The sequence below is a fragment of the gamma proteobacterium symbiont of Axiagastus rosmarus genome (genome assembly GCF_059730925.1).
In genome coordinates, this window is the sequence record NZ_AP035925.1 from 657,915 (window position 1) to 682,668 (window position 24,754).

The 24,754-nt window shown below is 59.8% G+C and carries 17 protein-coding genes; 6 read left to right on the forward strand and 11 right to left on the reverse strand.

The genetic code is table 11. The features are described 5' to 3' along the window. Positions 1–669: 669 nt before the first annotated feature. From AC6I8F_RS03165 to AC6I8F_RS03185, 5 genes are read right to left on the reverse strand one after another with little or no spacing between them, the layout of a single operon-like run. Positions 670–1,632 carry a Csu type fimbrial protein gene (locus AC6I8F_RS03165; protein WP_215481556.1) on the reverse strand — a complete coding sequence of 321 codons (963 nt, stop codon included), beginning with the start codon at positions 1,630–1,632 and terminating at the stop codon, positions 670–672. Next, positions 1,629–4,061 (reverse strand): fimbria/pilus outer membrane usher protein, encoded by a 2,433-nt coding sequence (locus AC6I8F_RS03170; RefSeq protein ID WP_498028505.1) that lies wholly within the window; start codon positions 4,059–4,061, stop codon positions 1,629–1,631. Before AC6I8F_RS03170 ends, AC6I8F_RS03165 begins: the two co-directional genes overlap by 4 nt. After that, complete coding sequence (locus AC6I8F_RS03175; protein WP_370445701.1) at positions 4,061–4,759, reverse strand: fimbrial biogenesis chaperone; 699 nt, start codon at positions 4,757–4,759, stop codon at positions 4,061–4,063. The genes AC6I8F_RS03170 and AC6I8F_RS03175 overlap by 1 nt, the downstream gene beginning before the upstream one ends. 24 nt (positions 4,760–4,783) lie before the next feature. Beyond that, positions 4,784–5,287: a Csu type fimbrial protein gene (locus AC6I8F_RS03180; RefSeq protein WP_021509579.1), complete on the reverse strand. Its 504-nt coding sequence runs from the start codon at positions 5,285–5,287 to the stop codon at positions 4,784–4,786. 22 nt (positions 5,288–5,309) lie between these two features. Then, positions 5,310–5,879 (reverse strand): spore coat protein U domain-containing protein, encoded by a 570-nt coding sequence (locus AC6I8F_RS03185; RefSeq protein ID WP_021509578.1) that lies wholly within the window; start codon positions 5,877–5,879, stop codon positions 5,310–5,312. A 143-nt stretch (positions 5,880–6,022) separates the two neighbouring features. Between AC6I8F_RS03185 and AC6I8F_RS03190 the strand changes: the two genes are divergently transcribed. The 4 genes from AC6I8F_RS03190 (at position 6,023) to AC6I8F_RS03205 (ending at position 13,697) form a co-directional block, all read left to right on the forward strand. Beyond that, positions 6,023–7,170 (forward strand): IS3 family transposase gene (locus AC6I8F_RS03190; protein WP_117111563.1). Its coding sequence is split into 2 segments (ribosomal slippage): positions 6,023–6,260 and positions 6,260–7,170, totalling 1,149 coding nucleotides; the frame shifts between segments, so codons are not numbered across the junction. Between the two features lie 488 nt (positions 7,171–7,658). After that, a complete protein-coding gene (locus AC6I8F_RS03195; RefSeq protein WP_498028506.1) occupies positions 7,659–9,758 on the forward strand; it encodes a putative bifunctional diguanylate cyclase/phosphodiesterase in 2,100 nt (699 codons plus the stop codon). A 162-nt stretch (positions 9,759–9,920) separates the two neighbouring features. After that, positions 9,921–12,011, forward strand: a complete 2,091-nt coding sequence (locus AC6I8F_RS03200; protein WP_498028507.1) for a putative bifunctional diguanylate cyclase/phosphodiesterase — start codon at positions 9,921–9,923, stop codon at positions 12,009–12,011. A 255-nt stretch (positions 12,012–12,266) separates the two neighbouring features. Then, positions 12,267–13,697 carry an aminotransferase-like domain-containing protein gene (locus tag AC6I8F_RS03205; protein WP_498028508.1) on the forward strand — a complete coding sequence of 477 codons (1,431 nt, stop codon included), beginning with the start codon at positions 12,267–12,269 and terminating at the stop codon, positions 13,695–13,697. 12 nt (positions 13,698–13,709) lie between these two features. On the opposite strand, the gene AC6I8F_RS03210 is transcribed toward AC6I8F_RS03205, so the two are convergent. The 4 genes from AC6I8F_RS03210 to pepA form a co-directional block, all read right to left on the reverse strand. After that, positions 13,710–14,216, reverse strand: a complete 507-nt coding sequence (locus AC6I8F_RS03210) for a GNAT family N-acetyltransferase (RefSeq protein ID WP_370586218.1) — start codon at positions 14,214–14,216, stop codon at positions 13,710–13,712. Positions 14,217–14,279: 63 nt separating this feature from the next. After that, the gene (locus AC6I8F_RS03215) at positions 14,280–17,135 is read right to left on the reverse strand and encodes a valine--tRNA ligase (protein WP_058757216.1); all 2,856 of its coding nucleotides are present in this window, start codon (positions 17,133–17,135) and stop codon (positions 14,280–14,282) included. 5 nt (positions 17,136–17,140) lie between these two features. Continuing rightward, positions 17,141–17,599, reverse strand: a complete 459-nt coding sequence (locus AC6I8F_RS03220) for a DNA polymerase III subunit chi (RefSeq protein WP_021506718.1) — start codon at positions 17,597–17,599, stop codon at positions 17,141–17,143. Positions 17,600–17,860: 261 nt separating this feature from the next. Then, the gene (gene pepA, locus AC6I8F_RS03225) at positions 17,861–19,372 is read right to left on the reverse strand and encodes a leucyl aminopeptidase (RefSeq protein ID WP_021506719.1); all 1,512 of its coding nucleotides are present in this window, start codon (positions 19,370–19,372) and stop codon (positions 17,861–17,863) included. Between the two features lie 267 nt (positions 19,373–19,639). Between pepA and lptF the strand changes: the two genes are divergently transcribed. Together lptF and lptG are read left to right on the forward strand one after the other, a co-directional pair. Further along, complete coding sequence (lptF, locus tag AC6I8F_RS03230; RefSeq protein WP_031279533.1) at positions 19,640–20,740, forward strand: LPS export ABC transporter permease LptF; 1,101 nt, start codon at positions 19,640–19,642, stop codon at positions 20,738–20,740. Further along, entirely contained in the window at positions 20,740–21,816 is a 1,077-nt protein-coding gene (gene lptG, locus AC6I8F_RS03235) for an LPS export ABC transporter permease LptG (protein WP_021506721.1), read from the forward strand. Before lptF ends, lptG begins: the two co-directional genes overlap by 1 nt. 115 nt (positions 21,817–21,931) lie before the next feature. Here lptG and AC6I8F_RS03240 read toward each other — a convergent pair whose 3' ends face one another. Further along, positions 21,932–23,209, reverse strand: coding sequence for a DUF445 domain-containing protein (locus AC6I8F_RS03240; protein ID WP_498028509.1), 1,278 nt, complete (start codon positions 23,207–23,209; stop codon positions 21,932–21,934). Positions 23,210–23,232: 23 nt separating this feature from the next. Further along, entirely contained in the window at positions 23,233–24,735 is a 1,503-nt protein-coding gene (locus AC6I8F_RS03245; protein ID WP_498028510.1) for a helicase HerA-like C-terminal domain-containing protein, read from the reverse strand. Positions 24,736–24,754: the final 19 nt, after the last annotated feature.

Sequence of the window (24,754 nt, forward strand, 5' to 3'; positions counted from 1 at the left end):
TGAGGGGGCAAGCCTGCTCCTGCTCTGCGCGCTGGCCCTCACCCTAACCCTCTCCCGCACGCGGGAAAGGGAACCGCTCGGTGCGGTTTCACCAACCTGCACTTCACCTCAACACCCGCTCGTTCGGCCCCTTCTCCCGCTGGCGGGAGAAGGCGGGGGATGAGGGGGCAAGCCTGCTCCTGCTCTGCGCGCTGGCCCTCACCCTGACCCTCTCCCGCACGCGGGAGAGGGAACCGCTCGGTGCGGTTTCGCAAACCTGCGCTTCACCTAAACATCCACCCGGTCGGCTCCTTCTCCCGCTGGCGGGAGAAGGCGGGGGATGAGGGGGCAAGCCTGCTCCTGCTCTGCGCGCTGGCCCTCACACTGACCCTCTCCCGCACGCGGGAGAGGGAACCGTTCAGTGCGGTTTGCAGACCTGCGCTTTACCTCAACCCCCGCTCAATCGGTCCCTTCTCCCGCTGGCGGGAGAAGGCGGGGGATGAGGGGGCAAGCATGCTCCTGCTCTGCGCGCTGGCCCTCACCCTGACCCTCTCCCGCACGCGGGAGAGGGAACCGTTCGGTGCGGTTTCACAGACCTGCACTTCACCTCAACGCCCGCGCGATCGGCCCCTTCTCCCGCTGGCGGGAGAAGGCGGGGGATGAGGGAATCACCCACTCCTTACCCACCCGCTAAAACGCCACATCCACCACCACGCTATCGCTGTAATTGCCCGCTGCGGGCGTATTCTGCGTAGTCAGAATCTGCGCCGTATAGGTAAAGTTGCGCGTCACGGTATCCGCGTTGAGCGATGTCGAGGTCGCGCTGCTCCAGCGGTCGCTGCCGCTCGGGCCCCAGCGATTGGTGTTGGTGGTGCCTTTATAGATATCGTACGCCAGCCGGTTAGTGCCGCTCGCCATCTGGCGCGTGGTGCCGCTGTAATAGCTGCCATTACTCAGTCCCACCGTATACGTGCTGCCCTTTGAACACACCACGTTAATCGTCTGCTGCACAGTAGAAAAACTACCGACCAGCGGTGCACTGCCGAAGCTGACGTTCGGCGCCGTAATCGTGGTGCAGTCGTTGGTGATGACCATATTCACGGTGATCGGCATCGCCGTCCCGCTGCTGCTCTGCACCGTGCCGACGCACACGCCGGCCACATTTAACCCGGCACACACATTATAACTCACCGTCAGCGTGATGGTGGTGGTGTAACTGCCGGCGGCAATCACCTGGCCAGGCACGGTGCGGAAATAGAGTGGAATGACAAAATTGAGGCTGTTGCCGAGCGCCAGCAGCGCGGAAGAGTTCCAGCGATAGCTGCCGCCCTGGCGCAGTTCGGTGGCACAAGCGCTGTCGATGCACAGCTGAATCGGCACGTTATCGGTGCCGCTGGCCGATGCCTTCATGGTGGCGCGCGTGCCGCTCAGGTAGTTGGCGGTGGTAAACGCATAGGCGACGTAATCGCTGCCCAGCAGGTTGAGCGTGCCGGTGCCGCAGTTAACGTTGGTGTTACTGGAAGTATTGACCGCCGTCGACTGCACGTAAAACGTGGTTTGCGTGCCAAAGCTGGCGCTGGGGGCCGAAAGCGAACAGAGCGCGTAGCTGCTGGCCGGCAGCAGCCACAGCAGCAAGAACAGAAATTTCCTCATGGCGAGATCCCTGACTGTGAGTTGTTGGCGGCATTCACTGCCGTACCGGGCGCGGCAGGCGGCAGCGGGCAGGTGAGTGGACCGTAAGTCTGCAGCGCTTTAGGCTGCCCCTCAGCGATAGCCAGCGTGGTCTCGCACTGGCGGCCGTCCGGCGTCACCACGCGCATCGGGTTGCTGGCGCTGAGATCTTCCATCCACACGAGGCCGTCCCAGCCGACATATTCAGTGGCGCGATCGCGGCGCAACACCTGGCTGGAGACCGGCAGCGGCTGGCCGTCGCTGTCGTGCAGGATCACGCTGGCGGCGCGCAGGCGCTCCACCGGGAAATTCAGCAGATAGCCACTTTTGCGCTTCACCGCGAAGCGCTGCTCCACTCTCGGCGCGGTCATGTCAGCCGGCAGATCGAGGGTATCGATATCGTACTTCGCGCCGTAATAGCTGCTGATGGACGGCACTAGCAAATAGCCAGCGTCATCGGTGCGGCCCATCGTCTGGTTTTCGTAGCGCACCGTCACGTCCGGATAGCGGGTTTTCACTACCACAAAGGCATCGTTGATGTTGTTGGCGGCGAACACATGGTTGTCCATCAGCACCAGCGAGCCGGTGAAATCAGCCCACTGCGTGGTGTTGTCATCGTCGCCGTAAAAGCCAGCGGAAGTATCGATCTTGTTGTTGCGATAGCGCAGGCTGCCCTGACGATAATCGCCGCTGTCGCCGCCCTGATGCGCCCATGACGCATCGTAAGCAAAACCGCCGTCGCTCGGCATGGCGCGCGACACGTACAGGCGCTGATTGCTTTGTCCCTGCTGATCGCGCTCGACGCTGATCGATGCGCTGCTCTGTTCGCCAAACGGAATCACCAGCGAAATCGCGCCGCTCCAGTCGCCCTGTTGCTGGTCGCGGCTGGCGGAGATGTACAGACTGCTGTTGCCCCACAGGTTTTTACTCCACGATAAATTCCACAGGCGGGTGCGATCGCCGCTGCCGCCGGCGATGTCCAGATACGCCAGACCGAGGCTGCCGTACTGGCTGAGCGACAGGCTGGCGGTGTACTGCGCGCTGCGTCTGGCGAGCGAATAGCTGGTATTGGCGCTGTCGCCGCGGCTGCCGACCAGCGCCAGGTTGCCGAAATCCGCGCTGCGCAGCGTGTGCTGGGTGCCGAGGCTGAACCAGCTGTTGTTGTACTGGTAACCCCAGCTGTACTGGGTGCCGGGCCTGCCGTCCAGCTGGCTCTGCGCCAGCGCGGCGTTGATGACGCCCAGGCTGCCCAGCTTCACCAGCGCGCCGGCACCGCCCATCGCCACGTCGCTGCTGCCTTCGGCATGCGATTCCAGCGTCAGCCAGTCGCGCAGGCCGTAACGATAGGATCCGCTGGCCGCCGCTGCGCCGTAATCAAAGTTTTTGATGCCGTAGTTCTCGCGAATCGCCCCGGCGGAGAAGGCGTAATCGGACAGGCCGGTTTTCAACAGGCTGCTGGAGACGTAGAACGGCAGCGTTGTCGTCACCTGACGACCGACCGCGTCGGTGGTGGTGATCACCGCATCGCCCGCCCCGTTAACGAACGGCACATTGGTCAGCGACCACGGCCCCGGCTGAACGTTGGCCTGCGCGCTGCGATAGCCATTGATAAACAGATCGACTGACGACGGCACCGCCGCCTGGCCGCTAAAGGCCGGCAGCGGGTAGGTGACCAGATCCGGTCGCACGCTGAAGTCACGCGCGATCTGCACGCCGCCAAGGCGCACGCTGTTGCTCCAGCCCAGCGCATCCGTAATCAGATCGCCGGCGCGCCAGCTCAGCGCGGCGTTCTCGTTCTCGTTGCTGTACCAGGTGTCGTAGCGAATGTAACCCTGCTGCTGGCCGCTGGTATCGCCCGCAAGCTGCTGAATATAGACACCGTTACTGGAGAACTGGCCGGCCGGACCGAACAGGCGCAGCTCGTTCCAGCTGGAGAGGCGCGAACCGGCGTTGTCGGTGCGCGTAGCGTAGAAGTCGTAGTTGAGCAGCGCGCCGTTGCTGGCCTGGCCGGGATAGCGCGGACCGTTTTGCGGCTGACCGAGCGTCTGCTCTGGCAGCCAGGCGGGCGGTACCGTCAGCAGCAGGCGCTGACGGCGTTCATCGTATTCCACTTTAACCTCCCCCAACTGACCGGGAGCGACCTGTTCGCCAGCCAGCTTCGCCGCCGGAATGCCGGCGCGCTGCAGATCGCCGCTGCGCAGCCAGAACTCACCGTCGCGCCGCTCGACCGGCACAATCTCGCCCCGTTCGCGCTGGTTCACCACCAGTTCCAGCATGTATTGCTGGCCGCTGGCGCTGTGGCTGACGGCAGGCGGCGGTGGCAGCTCAGAGAAAGTCTCTGCGCTGCTCAGCGGGGAAAAACACAGCACGCTGGTCACCGCCAGCGCGCAGGGAGGCGGCGTCAGTTTCATCAGCGCGCGGCAGCGCTGCGCCAGTGAGTTTTATTCACCTCGGCCGCGAGTTCACCGCTCACCGGGCTGTTCAGCGGCCAGCGGTGGCTGCTGTTAGCCAGCACATAGCCAAACAGGCCGTTGCCGAGCGCGCGACCGCCGACGGTGACGTTGCTCAGGCGCGCGTGGCCGTTGCCGCGATTGGTCAGCTCCAGCCAGCGTTTGCCGTCGCGGCTGACCTGACGCCAGCTAAGATCGGCTTTGGCGCTGTCGCGCGTCAGGCCATCGCCATAGACAAACAGCGGCACCGAGTAGCGCATCTGAAAGGTTAGCCCGGCCTGATTCTCGCCCGGCGAGCGCGGCGTCGGGATCTCATCCAGCACCACGCGATAGGCTTGCTCCACGCCGGCGGGCGGCGCGCTCTGGCGAATCAGACGCACCAGCTGTTTCTGCCCCGGCTCCAGCCGCACCATCGGCGGGCTGGCGACCACCTGCTGCTGCGTTTGATACTGCTCCTGGCCGTCAATCTGCTGCCAGTTGAAGATGCGCACCTGCATGATGGTGGTGGCGTTACCGCGATTCTCCAGCCACAGTTCGCTGGCTTTTTCCTGCGGATTGATGGCGGGATCGATCGGCCAGATCATCAGCGAGTTGGCGGCGAAACTTGCGGGCGACAGGGCCAGAAGAAACCACAGAAGCAGGGCGCGCAGGCTCATCATCTTTCATCCTTTTTTATGCTGCCGTCACCAGCTCAGGGTGACGGTTAACGTATCGGTATAGGTCCCGGCGCGCGTCGGGCCGGGCAGGGTTAACAGGCCATAAATCGGCAGCACGATGTTATTGGCGTTGCTGTAACTCAGCGCCACCGGCGAGTTAACCGGGATCGCCGTGGTGTGCGCTGCGTTGGTGTACAGGCTGTACGCCACAGTATCGGTATTGCTGGTGTGTTTGAGATTGCGGCTGCTGGTGTAATTGCTGCCGCCATTGATACTCATGCTGAGGGCGGTACCCGGTGTGCAGGCGAGGGTGAGGGTGGTGCTTTGCACGTAGCTGGCGCTGACGCTGCTGCTCGCCACGCCCGACTGGGTACCAAAATTCAGCGTGCCAAACACGCCGGTATTGGTACCGGAAATCACGCAGCCTGCCACCACTGACGCAGAGACCTGGAAGGTGGCCGTCGGCAAACTCCAGGCCGGGACGCTCCCTATCAGCAGGGCCAGGCTGCCAGCACGCAGCAGCCAGACCATCCTTCTTACCCCACCGCTGGCGTCAGTAATTCACCGCCACGTTAATGGTATCGGTGTAGGTACCGGCCGGAATCAGTGGGTTAAAGCCGCCGCCGACTACCCGACCGTAAATGGCATAGTTGGTGCCGAGCGTCGGATCGGTGGTGCCGCTGGCGGCAATATTGGTGTTGTTGGCGATGGCGGTGGTAAACGCGGCGTCGCTGTACAGCGTGTAAGCAATGCCCTGCGTATTGTTGGAGCCGAGAATCAGGTAACGCGGCTGGCCGCTCACCGTACCGTAAATGGTGGCCGGTGCCGGATTACTGCTGGTGACCTGCACATTGAAGGTTTGACCGGTGGTACAGCGGACAAAAATGCCGTTCCCGGATGCCCCCACCAGGGTGGCGTTTAAGGTATCAAAGGTTGCAGCGCTGCTACCGAAGTTCAGGGTACCGAAGTTAACCCCGCTGGTGGCGGACTGACCGTTTACCAGACAGCCGGTGGTGAGCGTCAATGTGGCATTGATGGTTCCCGTTGTGGTGGCAGCAAAAACCGTTGCAGGGGCGAGCGCGGCGCTCAGGCTGGTAGCCAAAAGAAAAAGCTTGAGTTTCATAATCAATCCTTACTGATTATCCAATGTCAGTGCTTTTTCGCCTGGTGATTTATTAATGAAACGAACCCGTAAATAACAAGTGAATCGCCACGGCTTTAACAGACACCTCGGAGTCATTTAAGATGGCTTAAAGAGAGGTGCCCATGAGCGGTAAGCGTTATCCCGAAGAGTTTAAAATCGAAGCAGTCAAACAGGTTGTTGATCGCGGTCATTCTGTTTCCAGCGTTGCAACACGTCTCGATATCACCACCCACAGTCTTTACGCCTGGATAAAGAAGTACGGCCCGGACTCATCCACTAATAAAGAACAGTCAGATGCTCAGGCCGAGATCCGCCGACTCCAGAAAGAGCTGAAGCGGGTTACCGACGAGAGAGACATACTAAAAAAAGCCGCGGCGTACTTCGCAAAACTGTCCGACTGAGGTACGCCTTTATCCGCGACAACCGCCGTTGCTGGCCTGTTCGTTTGCTCTGTCGGGTTCTGGACGTCCATCCGAGTGGATTTTATGTCTGGCTTCAGCAGCCACATTCACAGCGTCACCAGGCAGACCAGATGCTGACCGGGCAGATCAAACAGTTCTGGCTTGCGTCTGGCTGCGTCTATGGTTATCGCAAGATCCATCTGGACCTGCGGGATAGCGGGCAGCAGTGCGGAGTGAACCGGGTCTGGCGGCTGATGAAGCGTGCCGGTATAAAAGCTCAGGTTGGGTACCGTAGCCCACGGGCACGTAAAGGCGAAGCCAGCATCGTGGTACCGAACAGGCTCCAGCGGCAGTTCAATCCGGACTCACCAGATGAGCGTTGGGTGACGGACATAACCTACATCCGAACTCACGAAGGCTGGCTGTATCTGGCCGTGGTGGTTGACCTGTTCTCCCGGAAAGTTGTCGGCTGGTCAATGCAACCCCGCATGACAAAAGAGATTGTCCTGAACGCATTATTAATGGCGGTGTGGAGGCGTAATCCTCAAAAACAGGTACTGGTTCATTCTGATCAGGGCAGTCAATACACGAGCCATGAGTGGCAATCGTTCCTGAAATCACACGGTCTGGAAGGCAGCATGAGTCGTCGCGGTAACTGTCACGACAACGCGGTTGCGGAAAGCTTTTTCCAGCTACTGAAACGCGAACGGATTAAGAAAAAGATCTACGGAACACGGGAAGAAGCCCGCAGTGATATTTTTGATTACATCGAAATGTTTTATAACAGTAAGCGTCGGCATGGCTCGAGCGATCAGATGCCACCAACTGAATACGAAAACAAATATTATCAACGGCTCGAAAGTGTCTAGATTATCCGTGGCGATTCAAAGACGCCGCGATCGGCAAACGAACTTAATGCCCTGCCACCTAAGAAAATTCTTAAAGGCTGAGTTAGTGATTTATATCAGTTTTATTTACTATAGAACACCCTTTTGCCGCTTGTACAACGCACCGGAGAATTTTCGCTAATCAATTTCTCCTTTTCCCCGGTAATGCAGTCATAACAAGGGCTGGCGGCCTGTTAAAAAAACCAAACGGCAAGTGATTACCCCCTCTACCGCGACTTCAGGTTCAATGCTATGTTCATGCATTAATCAGATATCATTACTTTTCCCGGCCGCGACAGACGATGAGAATAAAAAATAGCCGTGCAATGCCTCCAGTTATTTATGGATCTGTTTTTGTGTTGCCGCATCGCTGGTGGTCATTACCTGCCTCACATTGATGTTTTCACTTTTTCTGTTGTTAATTGACGATACCGCACCTGCGCCGCCGCGGGTTGAGTTGAGGAGCGCACATGTTGCTGGTTACCTGGGATAGCGTTCTGGTTGCCGTTTCGCTGATTGTGGCGTTTATCGCGGCGTTTACGGCGCTGGATACCGCCGGGCGCGTCGCCGTGTCGCGCGGCCTGCTGGCGAAGCTGTGGCTGGTGGCCGGCGGTACGGCGATGGGCATTGGCATCTGGGCGATGCACTTCATTGGCATGCTGGCGATGATGATGCCGATGACCATGCGCTATGACATTCCGCTCACCGCCTTCTCGCTGCTGCTGGCGGTTCTCACCAGCATCTTCGCCTTTGCGCAGGGCCTGCAGGGCAGCCATCTGACGCGCCGCCGGCTGCTGCGCGGCACGGTGATTCTCGGCAGCGGCGTGGTTGCCATGCACTATCTCGGCATGCTGGCGCTGCTGATTGAACCCGCCATTCACTGGGATTTGCGCCTGGTGGCGTTGTCGGTATTGATTGCCTACGGCGCATCCGGTGCCGCGCTGTGGCTGGCATTCCATCTGCGCCATGGCGAGAGCCTGCTGCTGATGCGCGCCTGCGCGGCGCTGGCGATGGGGGTGGCGATTGCCGGCATGCACTACACCGGCATGGCGGCCGCGCAGTTCAGCGCGCCCGGCAGCATGCAGCACCACGGCATGGGGCAGGAGGGGCTGGCGGTGTGGGTAACCATCATCACGCTCACCATTCTCGGTCTGACGCTGCTGATCTCGATGCTGGACGCCCAGCTGCGCGCAGCACGTCTTGCCGCCCGGCTGCGGCGCGCCAACAGCGAGCTGCGCCAGCTGGCGCTGCACGATAATCTCACTGCACTGCCCAATCGCGTCATGCTCGACCAGCAGCTCAGCATGCAAATCAAACAGGCGACGCTGTATGACCAGCCCTTTGCCCTGATGTTTATGGATCTCGACGGCTTCAAAGCGGTGAACGATACCTGGGGGCATCATGTCGGCGATCGTTTACTGGTCGCCGTGGCGGAACGGCTGCGCACCCAGCTGGAAGCGGACATTTTGCTGGCGCGCCTCGGCGGCGATGAGTTTGTCATGCTGTGTCCGCAGTACGCGGCAACCCAGGCTGAAGCGCTGGCGCAGCGGCTGGTGCACAGCATTGATGCACCGTTTGAGCTGGATCGTTACTCGCTGCGCGTCTCGCTCAGCATCGGCATCGTGATCTTCCCGCAGCATGGCCGCAGCCCGCAGGAGATGATGTTTAACGCTGACTCGGCCATGTATCACACCAAGCACAGCGGGCGTAACGGCTGGAGCCTGTTTGAGCCGGTGATGAGCGCGGTGGCACAGCATCAGCTGGCGCTGGCCAACGATTTATGGAACGCGCTGGAGTGCCAGGAGATGCGCCTGTTCTACCAGCCGAAGTTTCGCGCGGGCGGGACCATTCTGATGGGTTTTGAGGCGTTACTGCGCTGGCAGCATCCGCGCCGCGGCTTGCTGATGCCGGATATGTTTCTGGCGCGCGCCGAGAAAACCGGCCAGATTGTGGCGCTCGGCAACTGGGTGATCAACGAAGCCTGCCGCCAGCTGCGGCAGTGGCTGAACGAGGGCAACCGCGACTGGAGCGTCTCGGTTAACCTGTCCGCACTGCAGTTTCATCAGCGTGATCTGATCGACACGCTGCGCCAGACGCTGCAGCGCTATCAGCTGCCGGAAGGCGCGCTGATGCTGGAAATCACGGAAAACATCGCCATGCGCGATCCGCAGTTCAGCCAGCAGCGCATCGCCGAACTGCAGCGGCTTGGCGTCAAAGTGGCCATCGACAACTTCGGCATTGGCTACGCCAATCTGCTGCACCTCAAGCATCTTGAGGCCAGCGAGCTGAAAATTGATCGCGCCTTTATTAACAGCCTGCGTGCCGACAGCGAGGATGCAACCGTGGTGACCGCCATGCTGACGCTGGCGCAAAGTCTCAATCTGCGTATGGTGGCGGAGGGCGTGGAGACCGAAGAGCAGCAGCGCCTGCTGACCGGTCTCGGCTTTGACACGCTGCAGGGGTATCTGCTGGGCAAACCAACGCCGGCGGAGCGCATCGGCGAATTCACTGCATCAACGCAGATTGCGCCGCACTTTCCTGATAACGTGCTGCCGCTCACCGGCGCCTGACCAGCAATTTTTGTTCTCCTTCACATCGGAAGCTTTCATCGTTCAGTGACTCATATCGGCAGCCGGTCTGCCGATAATTTCAATTATAAAACCAACATTTTCTTTTTCATTTCAACAACACCACAGCTGACTTAACACAGCTTTTTTATATGGGAAATCACTATGTTAGTGACTTCGTACGATGCGTTTACCGTTATCGTTTCGATACTGGTAGCGATGCTGGCCTCGTTTACCGCGCTGGATATGGCGGGGCGCGTCGCTTCCTCCACCGGCCGGGTGGCGCTGGTCTGGCTGCTGGGCGGCGGTTTCGCCATGGGCGTGGGCATCTGGGCCATGCACTTTATCGGCATGCTGTCGATGAGCCTGGATATGGTGATGAGCTACGATCCGCTGCTCACCGCCGCCTCAATGGTGGTGGCGGTTCTCGCCTCCATCTTTGCCCTGTGGCTGGTTTGCTCGTCCGGCGACTTGCCGTGGCGACGGCTGCTGGGCGGCGCGCTGGTACTGGGTTCCGGCGTGGTGGCTATGCACTACACCGGCATGGCGGCGCTGATGTTTGAGCCGGGCATCAGCTGGAACAGGGGCTGGATTGCGGTTTCGGTGCTGATTGCGCTGGTGGCTTCCGGAGCTGCGCTGTGGCTGGCGTTCAACCTGCGCGAAGGGCATGGCCGCGTCACGCTACTGCGCGTCGGGGCGGCCGTGGTGATGGGCTGCGCCATTGCCGGCATGCACTATACCGGCATGGCGGCGGCGAACTTCCCGATGCACAGTCACGCCACCCATCACGGCGTGAACAGCGACTGGCTGGCGATGCTGGTCACAGTAGTGACGCTGGCGATCCTCGGCATTACGCTGCTGGTTTCGATGCTCGACGCGCGTATGCAGGCGCGCACCTCGATCCTCGCGCGCTCGCTGGCGGAGGCCAATCGCGAGCTGGCCCAGCTGGCGCTGCACGATAACCTGACGCGACTGCCGAACCGCATCCTGCTGGAGGATCGCCTCGAGCAGGCGATCAATAAGGCCAACCGCGAGCGCTCGCAGTTTGCGCTGATGTTTATGGATCTCGACAGTTTCAAAGCGGTCAACGATGCCTTTGGTCACCACGTCGGCGATAACCTGCTGATTGCGGTAACCGAGCGCATGACCGACCAGATGAAAGGGCACTACACGCTGGCGCGGCTGGGCGGTGACGAGTTTGTGCTGCTGATTGAGATCGGCGATCCTAATGATGCCGCCGCGGTGGCGGATGCGCTGGTAAAAGCCGTGGATCGCCCCTTTAGCGTGTCACGCTACGAGCTGATGGTGTCGCTGAGTATCGGCATCGCCGTTTATCCCGGTGATGGCAAGGATGAGCGCGAGCTGATGTTTAACGCCGACGCCGCGATGTATCACACCAAGAACAACGGCCGTAACGGCTACAACTTTTTCCAGCCTTCCATGAACACGCTGGCGCAGTCGCAGCTGCAGCTTAATAACGACCTGTGGCAGGCGCTGGATAGCAACGAGCTGCGTCTGTTCTATCAGCCTAAGTACTGCGCGCCGAGCGGGCCGATCATTGGCTTCGAAGCGTTGCTGCGCTGGCAGCACCCGACGCGCGGCCTGCTGACGCCGGACAAGTTTTTACCTATCGCCGAGAAGACCGGCATGATCATTAATATCGGCAACTGGGTGATCATCGAAGCCTGCCGCCAGCTGCACATCTGGCATCAGCAGGGCCATCCGCACTGGTCGGTGGCGGTGAACCTCTCTGCCTTGCAGTTTGAGCAGTGCAACCTGGTCGACACCGTGACGCAGGCGCTGGAACAGCACCAGATCCCGGCGGAGCTGCTGACGCTGGAAGTCACCGAAACCACGGCGATGCGCGATCCGGAAGAGAGCGTGCGCATTCTCACCGAGCTGACCAGCATGGGGGTAAAAGCCTCGATTGATGACTTCGGCACCGGCTACTCCAGCCTGTTGTATCTCAAGCGCTTACCGGCTAGCGAGCTGAAAATCGACCGCGCCTTTGTTAACGAGCTGCAGGCGAAATCGGAAGATGCAACCATCGTTTCCGCCATCGTCGCGCTGGCGCAGTCGCTGGATCTCAAAGTGGTGGCCGAAGGCGTGGAAACCCAGGATCAGCAGGCGTTTCTCACCGGTCTCGGCTGCGACACCCTGCAGGGCTTCCTGCTGGGCAAACCGCTACCGCCAGAGCGCATCAGCGAGCTACCGGATTTTGTGAAGGACAAACCCGCGGCGCTGACGGCGGAGTAGGGGCATAGCGGCAGAGCATTCCCCCTCTCCCGCGTGCGCGCAGTGTGTCTTTTCTCCCTCTCCCGCGTGCGGGAGAGGGCCGGGGTGAGGGCCAGACCGCACCCAACCCAACAAAAAGCCGCAGCATCCCTGACACCTTCGCTCAGCTTCCAGTCGTACGGTGCAACATCAGTTCTGAATGTCTCTGAGGACGCGATATCCTCTCCGAACCAATCCATGTAAACTGGCGCGCGACATTTCCGCAGCGGAGGCGCCATGGCCAAATACCAGCAGCTGGTAGATCAGCTACGTACGCAAATCGAAGCACGCATCTGGCCGCCGGGTGAAAAGCTGCCATCGCTGCGCCAGCAGGCGGAGCAGAGCGGGCTCAGCCTGATGACGGTGATGCACGCTTACGAGGTGCTGGAAAGCCAGGGCTGGATAGTGTCGAAGCCGCAGTCGGGTTACTACGTGGCACCGCGCGCGGCGGAGAGCCGGCCGCGTTTGCCAACCCAGGCGATCGCCAAAACCGACCAGGCCGATACCAACAGCTTCGTGTTTGACGTGCTGCAGGCGACGCGCGATCCGGCCATCATGCCGTTTGGTTCTGCCTTCCCCGATCCGGAACTGTTTCCCCAGCGCCAGCTGATGCGCTCGCTGGTGAAGGTCTCGCACAATCTTAAACCCACCGATGCCCTGAATAATCTGCCGCCCGGTAATGAAGCGCTGCGAAAAATCCTCGCCCAGCGTTATGCGCAACAGGGCATTACGCTGTCGCCGGATGACATCGTTATTACCAACGGTGCGATGGAAGCGCTGAACCTCAGCCTGCAGGCGGTGACCGAACCGGGCGACTGGGTGGTGATCGAGAACCCTTCCTTCTATGGCGCGTTGCAGGCGATTGAACGGCTCAAGCTGAACGCGATAGCTATCGCCAGCGATGTGGAGCAGGGCATCGATCTTGATGAGCTGGAGCAGGCGCTGCAGCGCTGGCCGGTGAAAGCCTGCTGGCTGATGACCAACCGGCAGAATCCGCTCGGCTTCACGCTTAGCGCCGGGCGCAAACAGCAGCTGGTGGCACTGCTGACGCGTTATCAGGTGGCGATGATAGAGGACGACGTCTACAGCGACCTGTATCACGGCCACGATAAGCCGTTGCCGGCCAGAGCGTTCGATCGCGAGGGTTACGTGCTGCACTGCGGCAGCTTTTCGAAAAATCTGGTGGCGGGATTTCGCGTGGGCTGGGTCGCGGCGGGGCGCTACGCGCAGCGCGTGCAGCGTATTCAGATGATGAGTACGCTCTCGACCAGCGCGCCGATGCAGCTGGCGCTGGCGGATTTTCTCAGCACCCGCAGCTACGATACGCATCTGAAAAAGCTGCGTCAGACGCTGGCGAAGCGCAAACAGCTGGCACAGCAAGCGCTGCGCCGCGTGCTGCCCGCCGAGGCGCACATCAGCGATACGCCCGGAGGCTACTTTTTGTGGATTACCTTGCCGGAGCAGATCAACACCACGCAGCTGTATCATCTGGCGCTACAGCAGGGCATCAGTATTGCGCCGGGCCAGCTGTTTTCCAGTAGCGAGAGTTTTAGCCACTGCTTCCGCTTCAACACCGCCTGGCCGTGGGATGCACGCGCTGAGGCGGCGGTAGAGACGCTGGGAGCGTTGATTGGTCAGCTGGCGCAGGGCGTTGCGGTAGAGAAGTGAGTGGTTTTTCCCTCACAACACCCGCAGCATTCTCACTTCGCAATCCACGTGGCCGGTACAGCCCATCGCGTCCGCAATCTGTTCAAAGCCCAGCGACTGATAGAGTTTAATGGCGCGCGTCAGGCTGCCGGTGGTCTCCAGGTAGCAGCGCCGGAACCCGCGCTGGCGGGCAAAATCCATTGCGCGCAGCGCCAGTTCGCGCGCTAAACCCAGCCCGCGCACCGACGGCAGGAAATACATCTTCTGCAACTCACAGATATCCGGTGCGCTGCAGGCCAGCGGTGCCACGCCGCCGCCGCCGACCACCTGACCTTCATGCTCCACGATCCAGTAAGCGCTGTCCGCCGCACTGTACAGCTCAAACAACCGATCGAGCTGCGGGTCGGACACGGTATAACCTTTATCCGCCGTCAGGCCGAACTCGGCGGAGACATCGCGGATCACCTGCGCAATCCGCGGATTATCGGCGGCGACAATCGGGCGCACCTGCAGGTTAAGTGGCGTGGCGGTGGTCATCATAATCTTCCGATAGAAAAAAGCCGGGCAGTGCCCGGCTTCGATTAAGCGTCAGGACTGAAGCGCTTACAATGCCGCAATCACGCCCTGCTGTTCAATCAGTTTTGCTTTTGATTGCTCCAGCTCGGCTACGCGCTCGCGCTCTTTCGCTACCACCGCTTCCGGTGCGCGCGATACAAAGCCTTCGTTAGCCAGTTTGGTCTGAATCTTCTCGATCTCGACATCCAGCTTCACCAGCTCTTTCGCCAGACGCTCCAGCTCGGCTTCCTTGTTAACCAGATCCGCCATCGGGATCAGCAGCTCTGCGCCGTCAACAATCTTAGTCACCGAGACCGGACCTTTCTCGCCGGCTGGCAGAATGGTCAGGCTCTCCAGACGCGCCAGGCGCGACAGGAAGTTGCGGTTCTCTTCAACACGACGCTGCGCCGCCGGCGAGCAGTCGCGCAGCAGCACGTCGAGCGGCTTGCTCGGCGCGATGTTCATTTCGGCACGGATATTACGCACCGCCACAATCGCCTGCTTCATCCACTCAATATCGGCCTTCGCTTCCGCGTCTTCCTTCGCCGCGTCATACTGCGGGAACGGCTGCAGCATGATGGTATCGTGGTCGATGTTCTTCAGCACTTTCACGCGCTGCCAGATGGTCTCGGTAATGAACGGGATGATCGGATGTGCCAGGCGCAGCAACGCTTCCAGCACCGTCACCAGCGTGTTGCGCGTGCCGCGCAGCTCCGCTTCGCTGCCGCTGTTCATCACCGGCTTGGTCAGCTCCAGGTACCAGTCACAGAACTGGTTCCAGGTGAAGTCGTACAGAATGTTGGCAGCGATATCAAAGCGATAGCTATCCAGCGCTTCGCGGTACGCTTTCACGGTGCTGTTGAATTCCGTCAGAATCCAGCGATCCGCCAGCGACAGCTTCAGCTCGCCGCCGTTCTGGCCGCAATCCTGATCTTCGGTGTTCATCAGCACGAAGCGGCTGGCGTTCCACAGCTTGTTACAGAAGTTGCGGTAGCCTTCAAGGCGCTTCATATCCCAGTTGATGTCACGACCGGTGGACGCCAGCGCGGCGAGGGTGAAGCGCAGCGCATCGGTGCCGGAAGGCACGATACCGTCCGGGAACTGCTTCTCGGTGCGTTTGCGAATCTTCTCAGCCAACTGCGGCTGCATCATGTTACCGGTGCGTTTCTCCAGCAGATCTTCCAGCGAAATGCCGTCCACCATATCCAGCGGATCGATGACGTTGCCTTTCGACTTGGACATCTTCTGGCCTTCTTCATCGCGGATCAAACCAGTCATGTAGACGGTTTTAAACGGAACCTGCGGCTTGCCGTTCTCATCTTTGATGAAGTGCATGGTCAGCATGATCATGCGCGCAATCCAGAAGAAGATGATGTCGAAGCCGCTCACCAGCACGCTGGTAGGATGGAAGGTGCGCAGCGCTTCGGTATTCTCCGGCCAGCCCAGCGTAGAGAATGTCCACAGGCCGGAAGAGAACCAGGTATCAAGCACGTCGTCATCCTGGCGCAGCGTCACATCGGCGGCCAGATTGTTTTCCTGACGCACTTCTTCTTCGCTGCGGCCAACATAGACGTTACCGTTGTTGTCGTACCAGGCCGGAATGCGGTGGCCCCACCACAGCTGACGCGAGATGCACCAGTCCTGGATATCGCGCATCCACGAGAAGTACATGTTTTCGTACTGCTTCGGCACAAACTGGATATCGCCGTTTTCTACCGCTTCCACCGCGACTTTCGCCAGCGGTGCCGTGCGTACGTACCACTGATCGGTCAGCATCGGCTCGATCACTACGCCGCCGCGGTCGCCGTATGGCACCGTCAGATCGTGTGGTTTGATTTCGTCGAGCAGGCCGAGCTCGTCAACGGCGGCGACAATCGCTTTACGCGCGGCGAAACGCTCCATCTTCTGGAACTGCGGCGGAATTTCATCGGAACAGGCATCGCTGACTTCACCGTTGGTGTCGAACACTTCCGCACGCTCGCGGATGTCGCCATCAAAGGTCAGGATGTTGATCATCGGCAGCTTGTGACGACGGCCCACTTCGTAGTCGTTGAAGTCGTGCGCCGGGGTGATCTTCACGCAGCCGGTGCCTTTCTCCATATCGGCGTGTTCGTCGCCGACGATCGGAATACGACGGTTCACCAGCGGCAGGATCACCTCTTTACCGATCAGATCCTTATAACGTGGATCTTCCGGGTTGACCGCCACGCCGGTATCGCCCAGCAGGGTTTCCGGACGGGTAGTGGCCACCACCAGGTAATCTTTGCCTTCGGCGGTTTTCACGCCGTCCGCCAGCGGATAGCGAATGTGCCACATTGAGCCTTTGCTCTCGCGGTTTTCCACTTCGAGGTCAGAGATCGCCGTGCGCAGTTTCGGGTCCCAGTTCACCAGGCGCTTGCCACGGTAAATCAGGTTTTCTTTGTACAGACGGACGAAGACTTCTTTCACCGCGTTGGACAGGCCTTCATCCATGGTGAAGCGCTCGCGCTCCCAGTCAACCGAGTTGCCGAGGCGACGCATCTGGCGAGTAATGGTGCCGCCGGATTCAGCCTTCCACTGCCAGATTTTTTCGATAAAGGCGTCACGACCGTAATCCTGACGCGTTTTGCCTTCTTCAGCGGCGATCTTGCGCTCAACCACCATCTGCGTGGCGATACCGGCGTGGTCCGTACCTGCCTGCCACAGGGTGTTTTTACCCTGCATGCGCTGGTAGCGGATCATGGTATCCATGATGGTTTGCTGGAAGGCGTGACCCATATGCAAGCTACCGGTGACGTTCGGCGGCGGGATCATGATGCAAAAGCTTTCCTGGCTGGTATCGCCATTCGGTTTGAAGTAGCCCTGCTGTTCCCAGTGCTCGTAGAGCGGCTGCTCGATATCTTGCGGGTTATATGTCTTTTCCATATCTGCTATGTCGTTTGCGGCGGGGGTGGCGTCGCCGTATTCAATTGGAAACCAACGCTGCGATACGCTTTATAGCGGTCACGCGCCAGTTGTTTCAGGGATTCTTCATAAGGTACGAAGTCTATCACTTCATGGAAACCGGTAGCAAAATCTGCGAACTGCGGCAGCAGGCTGATCAGCAGATCGCGCGGCGCACTGCCGCGTCGTTGCGGCCAGGCCAGCTCAACCGGCGCGCCATAGCGCGGGCCTTCGCCGGCCAGGTTGTGCGGCACAAAGGCGTTGGCCGGACGCTGCCACAGTGCTTCATCCAGCCGATTGGCCTGCTGTTCATCTTCGCAGGCAATCAGGATGCGCTTACCGTCTCGCCAGCGGCTGGCGGCCAAATCGCACACCAGCGCTTCGATGGCGCTTAAGCCGTCGCTGGCGCTTTCAGACTCCATGACGAAGAAGGTGGCGTTTTTCATGGCAGGTTATTTCCATCAATGACAGTGGGGCGCATTGTGCGACAGTAAGATTGCGGCGTCCAATAATAAGGTCGCCATGAACGGCGACCTCACAAACCGTGCGGCGGATAATCAGGTCGCCATGAATGGCGACCCTACACCGTAGGGTGCGCAGTGATACGCACCATCACACCCGTAGGGTGCGCATTAATGCGCACCGTATCAATGGCCGCACGGTATTTAACGCATCCATACGTACCGTCGCAGCATTCGCCCCGGCTCTTAATCGTCGCCGTTCAGGCCAGCGCGGTTCAGCAGGAACTGCGACAGCAGCGGCACCGGACGGCCGGTCGCGCCTTTAGCTTTGCCGGAGCGCCAGGCGGTGCCGGCGATATCCAGGTGCGCCCAGTTAAACTTGCGCGCAAAGCGTGCCAGGAAGCAGGCGGCAGTAATTGCGCCGCCCGGACGGCCACCGATGTTGGCCATATCGGCAAAGTTAGATTCCAGCTGCTCCTGATACTCATCGGCCATCGGCAGACGCCACGCGCGGTCGCCCGACTGCTCTGACGCGCTGATCAGCTCGTGCGCCAGCGGATTGTGGTTCGACATCAACCCGCTGACGTGATGACCCAGCGCAATCACGCAGGCGCCGGTCAGGGTAGCGACGTCAATCACCACTTCCGGATCGAAGCGCTCAACGTAGGTCAGCGCATCGCACAGCACCAGGCGGCCCTCGGCGTCGGTATTCAGCACTTCAACCGTCTGGCCGGACATGGTGGTCAGCACGTCGCCCGGACGCATCGCACGCCCGTCCGGCATGTTCTCACAGCCCACCAGCACGCCGACCACGTTCAGCGGCAGATTCAGCTCCGCCACCATGCGCATCACGCCGTACACCGACGCCGCGCCGCACATGTCATATTTCATCTCATCCATCGCCTCGGCAGGCTTGATGGAGATGCCGCCGGAGTCAAAGGTCAGCCCTTTACCTACCAGCACGATAGGGCGCGCATCGGCGTCGCTGCTGCCTTTGTACTCAATCACCGACATCAGCGACTCGTTGTGCGAACCGGCACCGACCGCCAGATAGGCGTTCATACCCAGCTCTTTCATCTGCTGTTCGCCAATCACGCGGGTGGTAACGTTTTTGCTGTACGCATCGGCCAGCTGACGTGCCTGCGACGCCAGATACGCGGCGTTACAAATATTCGGCGGCATATTGCTCAGGTCTTTCGCCGCTTTGACGCCGGCGGCAACGGCCAGGCCGTGCTGAATAGCGCGCTCACCGCTGGTCAGCTCACGACGGGTCGGCACGTTGAACACCAGCTTGCGCAGCGGACGGCGCGGCTCAACTTTGTTGCTTTTCAGCTGGTCGAAGTTGTACAGCGCCTCTTTAGAGGTTTCTACCGCCTGGCGCACTTTCCAGTAGGTATTGCGCCCTTTAACGTGCAGCTCGGTCAGGAAGCACACCGCTTCCATCGAACCGGTATCGTTCAGGGTATTGATGGTTTTCTGAATCACCTGTTTGTACTGGCGCTCATCCAGCTCACGCTCTTTACCACAGCCGATCAGCAGGATACGTTCGGACAGAATATTTGGCACATGGTGCAGCAGCAGCGTCTGGCCCACTTTGCCCTCCAGCTCACCGCGGCGCAGCAGCGCGCTGATGTAGCCATCGCTGATCTTATCCAGCTGCTCGGCAATCGGTGACAGACGACGCGGTTCGAAAACGCCAACCACAATGCAGGCGCTGCGCTGTTTTTCCGGGCTACCGCTTTTTACACTGAACTCCATGCACTCTCCTGAATCTTAAAGACAACGGCCTTAGCTGTCGTTAGAATGTAGCGCGTTCGTAACCCATTAATTTGTTGCGACGCCATGACAATTTAACGCCGGCGGCCATAATGAGTGGGGTGACAATGTGTTGTTTTTTCACCACCCTAACGCGTTCGTCATACTATTTTAGCTACCAAGACGGCCATTGATGAAGAAAAATGGCTGATAAGCGTTGAAACTAGCGATTTTCCTGCAAAAAGACAAGTTTTCACAGGCGTACTAAGCGTGATCATCATTAGATATCTGGTTCGGGAAACGCTCAAAAGCCAGCTGGCTATCCTGTTCATCCTGCTACTTATCTTCTTTTGCCAGAAGTTAGTCAGGATTTTGGGTGCGGCGGTGGATGGCGAAATCCCAACAAATCTGGTTCTGACATTGTTAGGACTTGGCGTGCCTGAAATGGCACAACTTATCCTGCCCCTAAGCTTGTTTCTGGCGATTTTAATGACCCTTGGGCGGCTGTACACCGAAAGTGAAATTACGGTGATGCACGCCTGCGGGCTGGGTAAAGGCGTCCTGATTAAAGCGGCGATGATCCTGATGCTGTTCACCTCGCTGGTGGCGGCGGTCAACGTGATCTGGCTTGGCCCATGGTCCTCGCGCTATCAGGATGAAGTGACACAAAATGCTAAAGCCAACCCGGGCGCGGCGGCGCTGGCGGCGGGGCAGTTCCAGACCTCCAGCGACGGCAATACCGTGCTGTTCGTCGAAGACGTGAAAGGCAACAAGTTCGGCAGCGTGTTCCTGGCGCAGCTGCGGCCAAAGGGCAATGCACGGCCATCGGTGGTGCTGGCAGACAGCGGTCACATGGAGCAGCACAAAGATGGCTCGCAGACGGTGACGCTGGATAAAGGCACGCGCTTCGAAGGCACGGCATTGCTGCGTGACTTCCGTATTACCGACTTCGTCAATTATCAGGCGCTGGTGGGGTACAAAGAGGCGGTGCTCGATCCTAACGATGCCGATCAGGCCGATATCAGCACGCTGATAAAAACCAAAACGCCGCAGTTCCAGGCGGAGCTGCACTGGCGTCTGACGCTGGTGTTCGCTGTGCTGGTGATGGCGCTGATGGTGGTGCCGCTCAGCGTGGTTAACCCGCGTCAGGGCCGCGTGCTGTCGATGCTGCCGGCAATGCTGCTCTACCTGATCTTCTTCCTGCTGCAGAGCTCGCTGCGCTCCAACGCGGCGAAAGGCCGGTTTGATCCGGCGATCTGGATGTGGGTGGTCAACCTGGCGTATCTGGCGCTGGCGGTGGCGCTTAACGTATGGGATACCGTGCCGATGCGCCGTTTCCGCGCGCGCTTTAGCCGTGGAGGATCCGTGTGATGTTTAAGGTCCTTGACCGCTATATCGGCAAAACTATCTTCAACACCATCATGATGACGTTGTTCATGCTGGTGTCGCTGTCGGGCATCATTAAGTTCGTCGATCAGCTGCGTAAAACCGGGCAGGGCGCGTATACCGCGCTGGATGCCGGTTACTACACGCTGCTCAGCGTGCCGAAAGATATCGAGATCTTCTTCCCGATGGCGGCGCTGCTGGGCGCGCTGCTGGGGCTGGGCACGCTGGCGCAGCGCAGCGAACTGGTGGTGATGCAGGCCTCCGGCTTTACCCGTCTGCAGGTGGCGCTGGCGGTAATGAAAACCGCGATTCCGCTGGTGCTGCTGACCATGGCGGTGGGCGAATTTGTCGCCCCGCAGGGCGAGCAGATGGCGCGTAACTACCGGGCGCAGCAGCTCTACGGCGGCTCGCTGGTCTCGACGCAAAACGGCCTGTGGGCGAAAGACGGCAACGACTTTATCTACATTGAGCGCATTAAAGGCGACAACGAGATCGACGGCGTCAGTATCTATCGCTTTACCGACCAGCGGCGTCTGCTGAGCGTGCGCTATGCCGCCACCGCGGTCTGGAATAAAGATCGCAAACTGTGGGAGCTGTCTCAGGTGGATGAGTCGGACCTGAAAGATCCGAAGCAGATTACCGGTTCACAGAGCCTGAGCGGCGAATGGAAAACCAATCTGACGCCAGACAAGCTGGGCGTGGTGGCGCTGGACCCGGACGCGCTGTCGATCAGCGGTCTGTATAACTACAGCAAATATCTCAAACAGAGCGGCCAGGAATCCGGGCGCTACCTGCTGAATATGTGGGGCAAAATCTTCCAGCCGCTGTCGGTGGCGGTGATGATGCTGATGGCGCTGTCGTTTATCTTTGGTCCGCTGCGAAGCGTATCGATGGGCGTGCGCGTGGTCACCGGCATCAGCTTTGGCTTCCTGTTCTACGTGCTGGATCAGATCTTCGGGCCACTGAGTCTGGTGTACGGTTTACCGCCGGTGCTGGGCGCGATTCTGCCGAGCGGTGCATTCTTTGCCATCAGTTTGTACCTGTTGCTGAAACGGCGGTAGTGATAGTAGCAGGGGCGCGATTCAGGGCGCCCCTGTCATTCCCGCACCGTTACCGTAGGGTCGCCATTCATGGCGACCTTTTTTATTCATGGCAACCAGGTCGATGCCCGCACCGTTAGCGCAACGTCTGCACCCAGCCCGGCAGCTGCGACAGCAAAAACAGCACCAGGCCAATGGTACCGCCCACCAGCGTGCCGTTGATGCGGATAAACTGCAAATCACGGCCAATGTTCAGCTCAATCTGTTGCGACATCTCGCGCGCATCCCAGCTCTTCACCGTATCGCTGATGTGACGGGTGAGAAACGCCGCAAACTCCGGCGCGACGCTGCGCGCAGCGTCTTCCAGATGCTGATTCATTGAGGTACGCAGTGCTTCATCGGCGGCCAGCGTTTCGCCCAGCCACAGCGCCGCCAGCCGCACCCGCTCCTGCACGCGCGAATCGTCACTGTTGAGGTCGCTCTTCAGCCAGCGGCGCAGGTCCTGCCACAGCTCGCCGATATAACGGTTAAACGACTCATCCTCTTTCAGCCAGTATTTGATGGTCTCAGCCCGTTCGGCCATCTCCGGATCGCTTTTTAGTCGCTCTATCAGGCGCTGTACCGCACGGTTAAAACCGAGGCGGAATTCGTGGCCCTGGTCCCGCGCCACTTCATCCAGAATCGAATCCACCGCGTTGGCGACCAGCTCGGCGCTGTGTTCGCCGAGCCATTCGGTCGGCAGCACTTTGGCTTTGATCGGATGTTCGCGTTTTAGCCAGCGCACAATCTGCAGCGCGATAAACTCGCGCGTGCCGGGTTTGTGCAGCAGACGCAGCAGCTGTTTCACTGCAGCGTCCAGCAGCTCCTGATGGCGATTGTTTTTGGTCAGGCTGTCCAGCAGCAGCGCGCTGGATTGGGTCAGATCAACCTTATCCAGTGCGCGATGCACCGCGCGGCGCAAAAAGCGCTGAATACGCTGATCGTCGGTGAGATCGAGGAAACCGCGCATCACCTGCAGCAGGTGGCGGCCAATGCGATCGGCGTTGCCCGGCGTGTTGAGCCACTGCGCCAGCAGCTGTGACGGATCGTGGCGGCGAATCAGTGCCAGCAGCGAATCGGTATCGAGAAACTTCTCCTGCACGAAGCGGCCAAGATTCTCGCCGATGCGATCTTTGTTGCGTGGAATGATTGCCGTATGGCGCGAGATGAACGGCACCGGCACGCGACGAAACAGCGCCACCACCGCAAACCAGTCGGCCAGCGCACCCACCATCGCCGCTTCGGCAATCGCCTTCAGCCCCAGCACCCAGAACGTGGGCGGCAGAAACAGCGTCACGACAAAGGTCGCGGCGGCAATCAGCAGCAGCGACAGGGCCAGACGCTTGCTCCGTTTTAATTGTTGATATTTATCCATACCACGATCATAGCAGAGGGCGATTAACGGCGGCGTCCACCGAGCAGACTGCCCAGTACGCCGCGGATGATCTGATTGGTCACCTGGCGCGCCGCGCTTTTCGCCACGCTCTGCACTACGCCGTCGCGCTTGCCGCCGCGCGGCCCGGTGCTGCCGAACAGAATCTCTTTCAGCCCACCCAGAATGCCGTCATCCACCGCCACGCTATTGCCTTTGCTGGGCGGCGCATCGGCCTGCTGCGGCGCGGCCTGTACGCCCTGCTGCAACATTTCGAACGCCGATTCGCGATCGACGGCACTGTCGTATTTGCCGTACAGCGGCGAATGGTTGATCAGGCTGTTGCGTTCATCAGGAGTGGCCGGCCCCATGCGCGAGCCCGGCGCGATCACCATGGCGCGCTGCACCATCGACGGACTGCCTTTCTCATCGAGGAAAGAGATTAGCGCCTCGCCGGTGCCCAGCGCCTGAATCGCCTCCACGGTATTGAACGCCGGGTTGGCGCGCATGGTTTCGGCGGCGCTTTTTACCGCTTTCTGGTCTTTCGGCGTGAAGGCACGCAGCGCATGCTGCACGCGGTTACCCAGCTGACCGAGCACATTATCCGGAATGTCCGCCGGATTCTGCGTGACAAAGTACACGCCAACGCCTTTCGAGCGAATCAGGCGAATCACCTGTTCTACTTTTTCCAGCAGCACCGGCGGCGCGTCGTTAAACAGCAGATGCGCTTCGTCAAAGAAGAACACCATCTTCGGTTTGTCCAGATCGCCGGCTTCCGGCAGCTGTTCATACAGTTCCGCCAGCAGCCACAGCAGGCTGGTGGCGTAGAGTTTCGGCTGCTGATAAAGCTTTTCCGCCGCCAGGATATTGATGAAGCCTTTGCCGTCAGCGTCGCAGCGCATCCAGTCACGGATATCCAGCATCGGTTCACCAAAGAAGTGTTCGGCCCCTTGCTGCTCCAGCGCCAGCAGGCCGCGCTGAATGGCGCCCACCGAGGCGCTGCTGATATTGCCGTACTGCGTCTGAAATGCTTTGGCGTTATCACCGATATATTGTGTCATGGCGCGCAAATCTTTGAAGTCCAGCAGCAGCAGGCCCTGATCGTCGGCGATACGGAAGATAATTTGCAGCACGCCGGACTGCACCTCGTTAAGGCTGAGCAGCCGCGCCAGCAGCAGCGGGCCGAGATCGGACACCGTTGCGCGCACCGGATGGCCCTGCTGGCCGAAGATATCCCACAGCATCACCGGATTTTTCTGCGCCTGCCAGTCGGTAACACCGATCTTCGCCAGCCGCGCCAGCAGCTTTTCTGAACCGTCGCCTGGCACCGCGATGCCGCTGAGATCGCCTTTGACGTCAGCCATAAACACCGGTACGCCGATGGCAGAAAACGATTCCGCCAGCTTTTGCAGCGTCACGGTTTTACCGGTGCCGGTCGCGCCGGTTATCAGTCCGTGACGGTTAGCCATGGCGGGCAGCAGATGCAGTTGAAGGTCAGGCGTCTGGGCGATCAGCAGTGGGGTAGTCATAATTTTTGCGCTCTCCGGC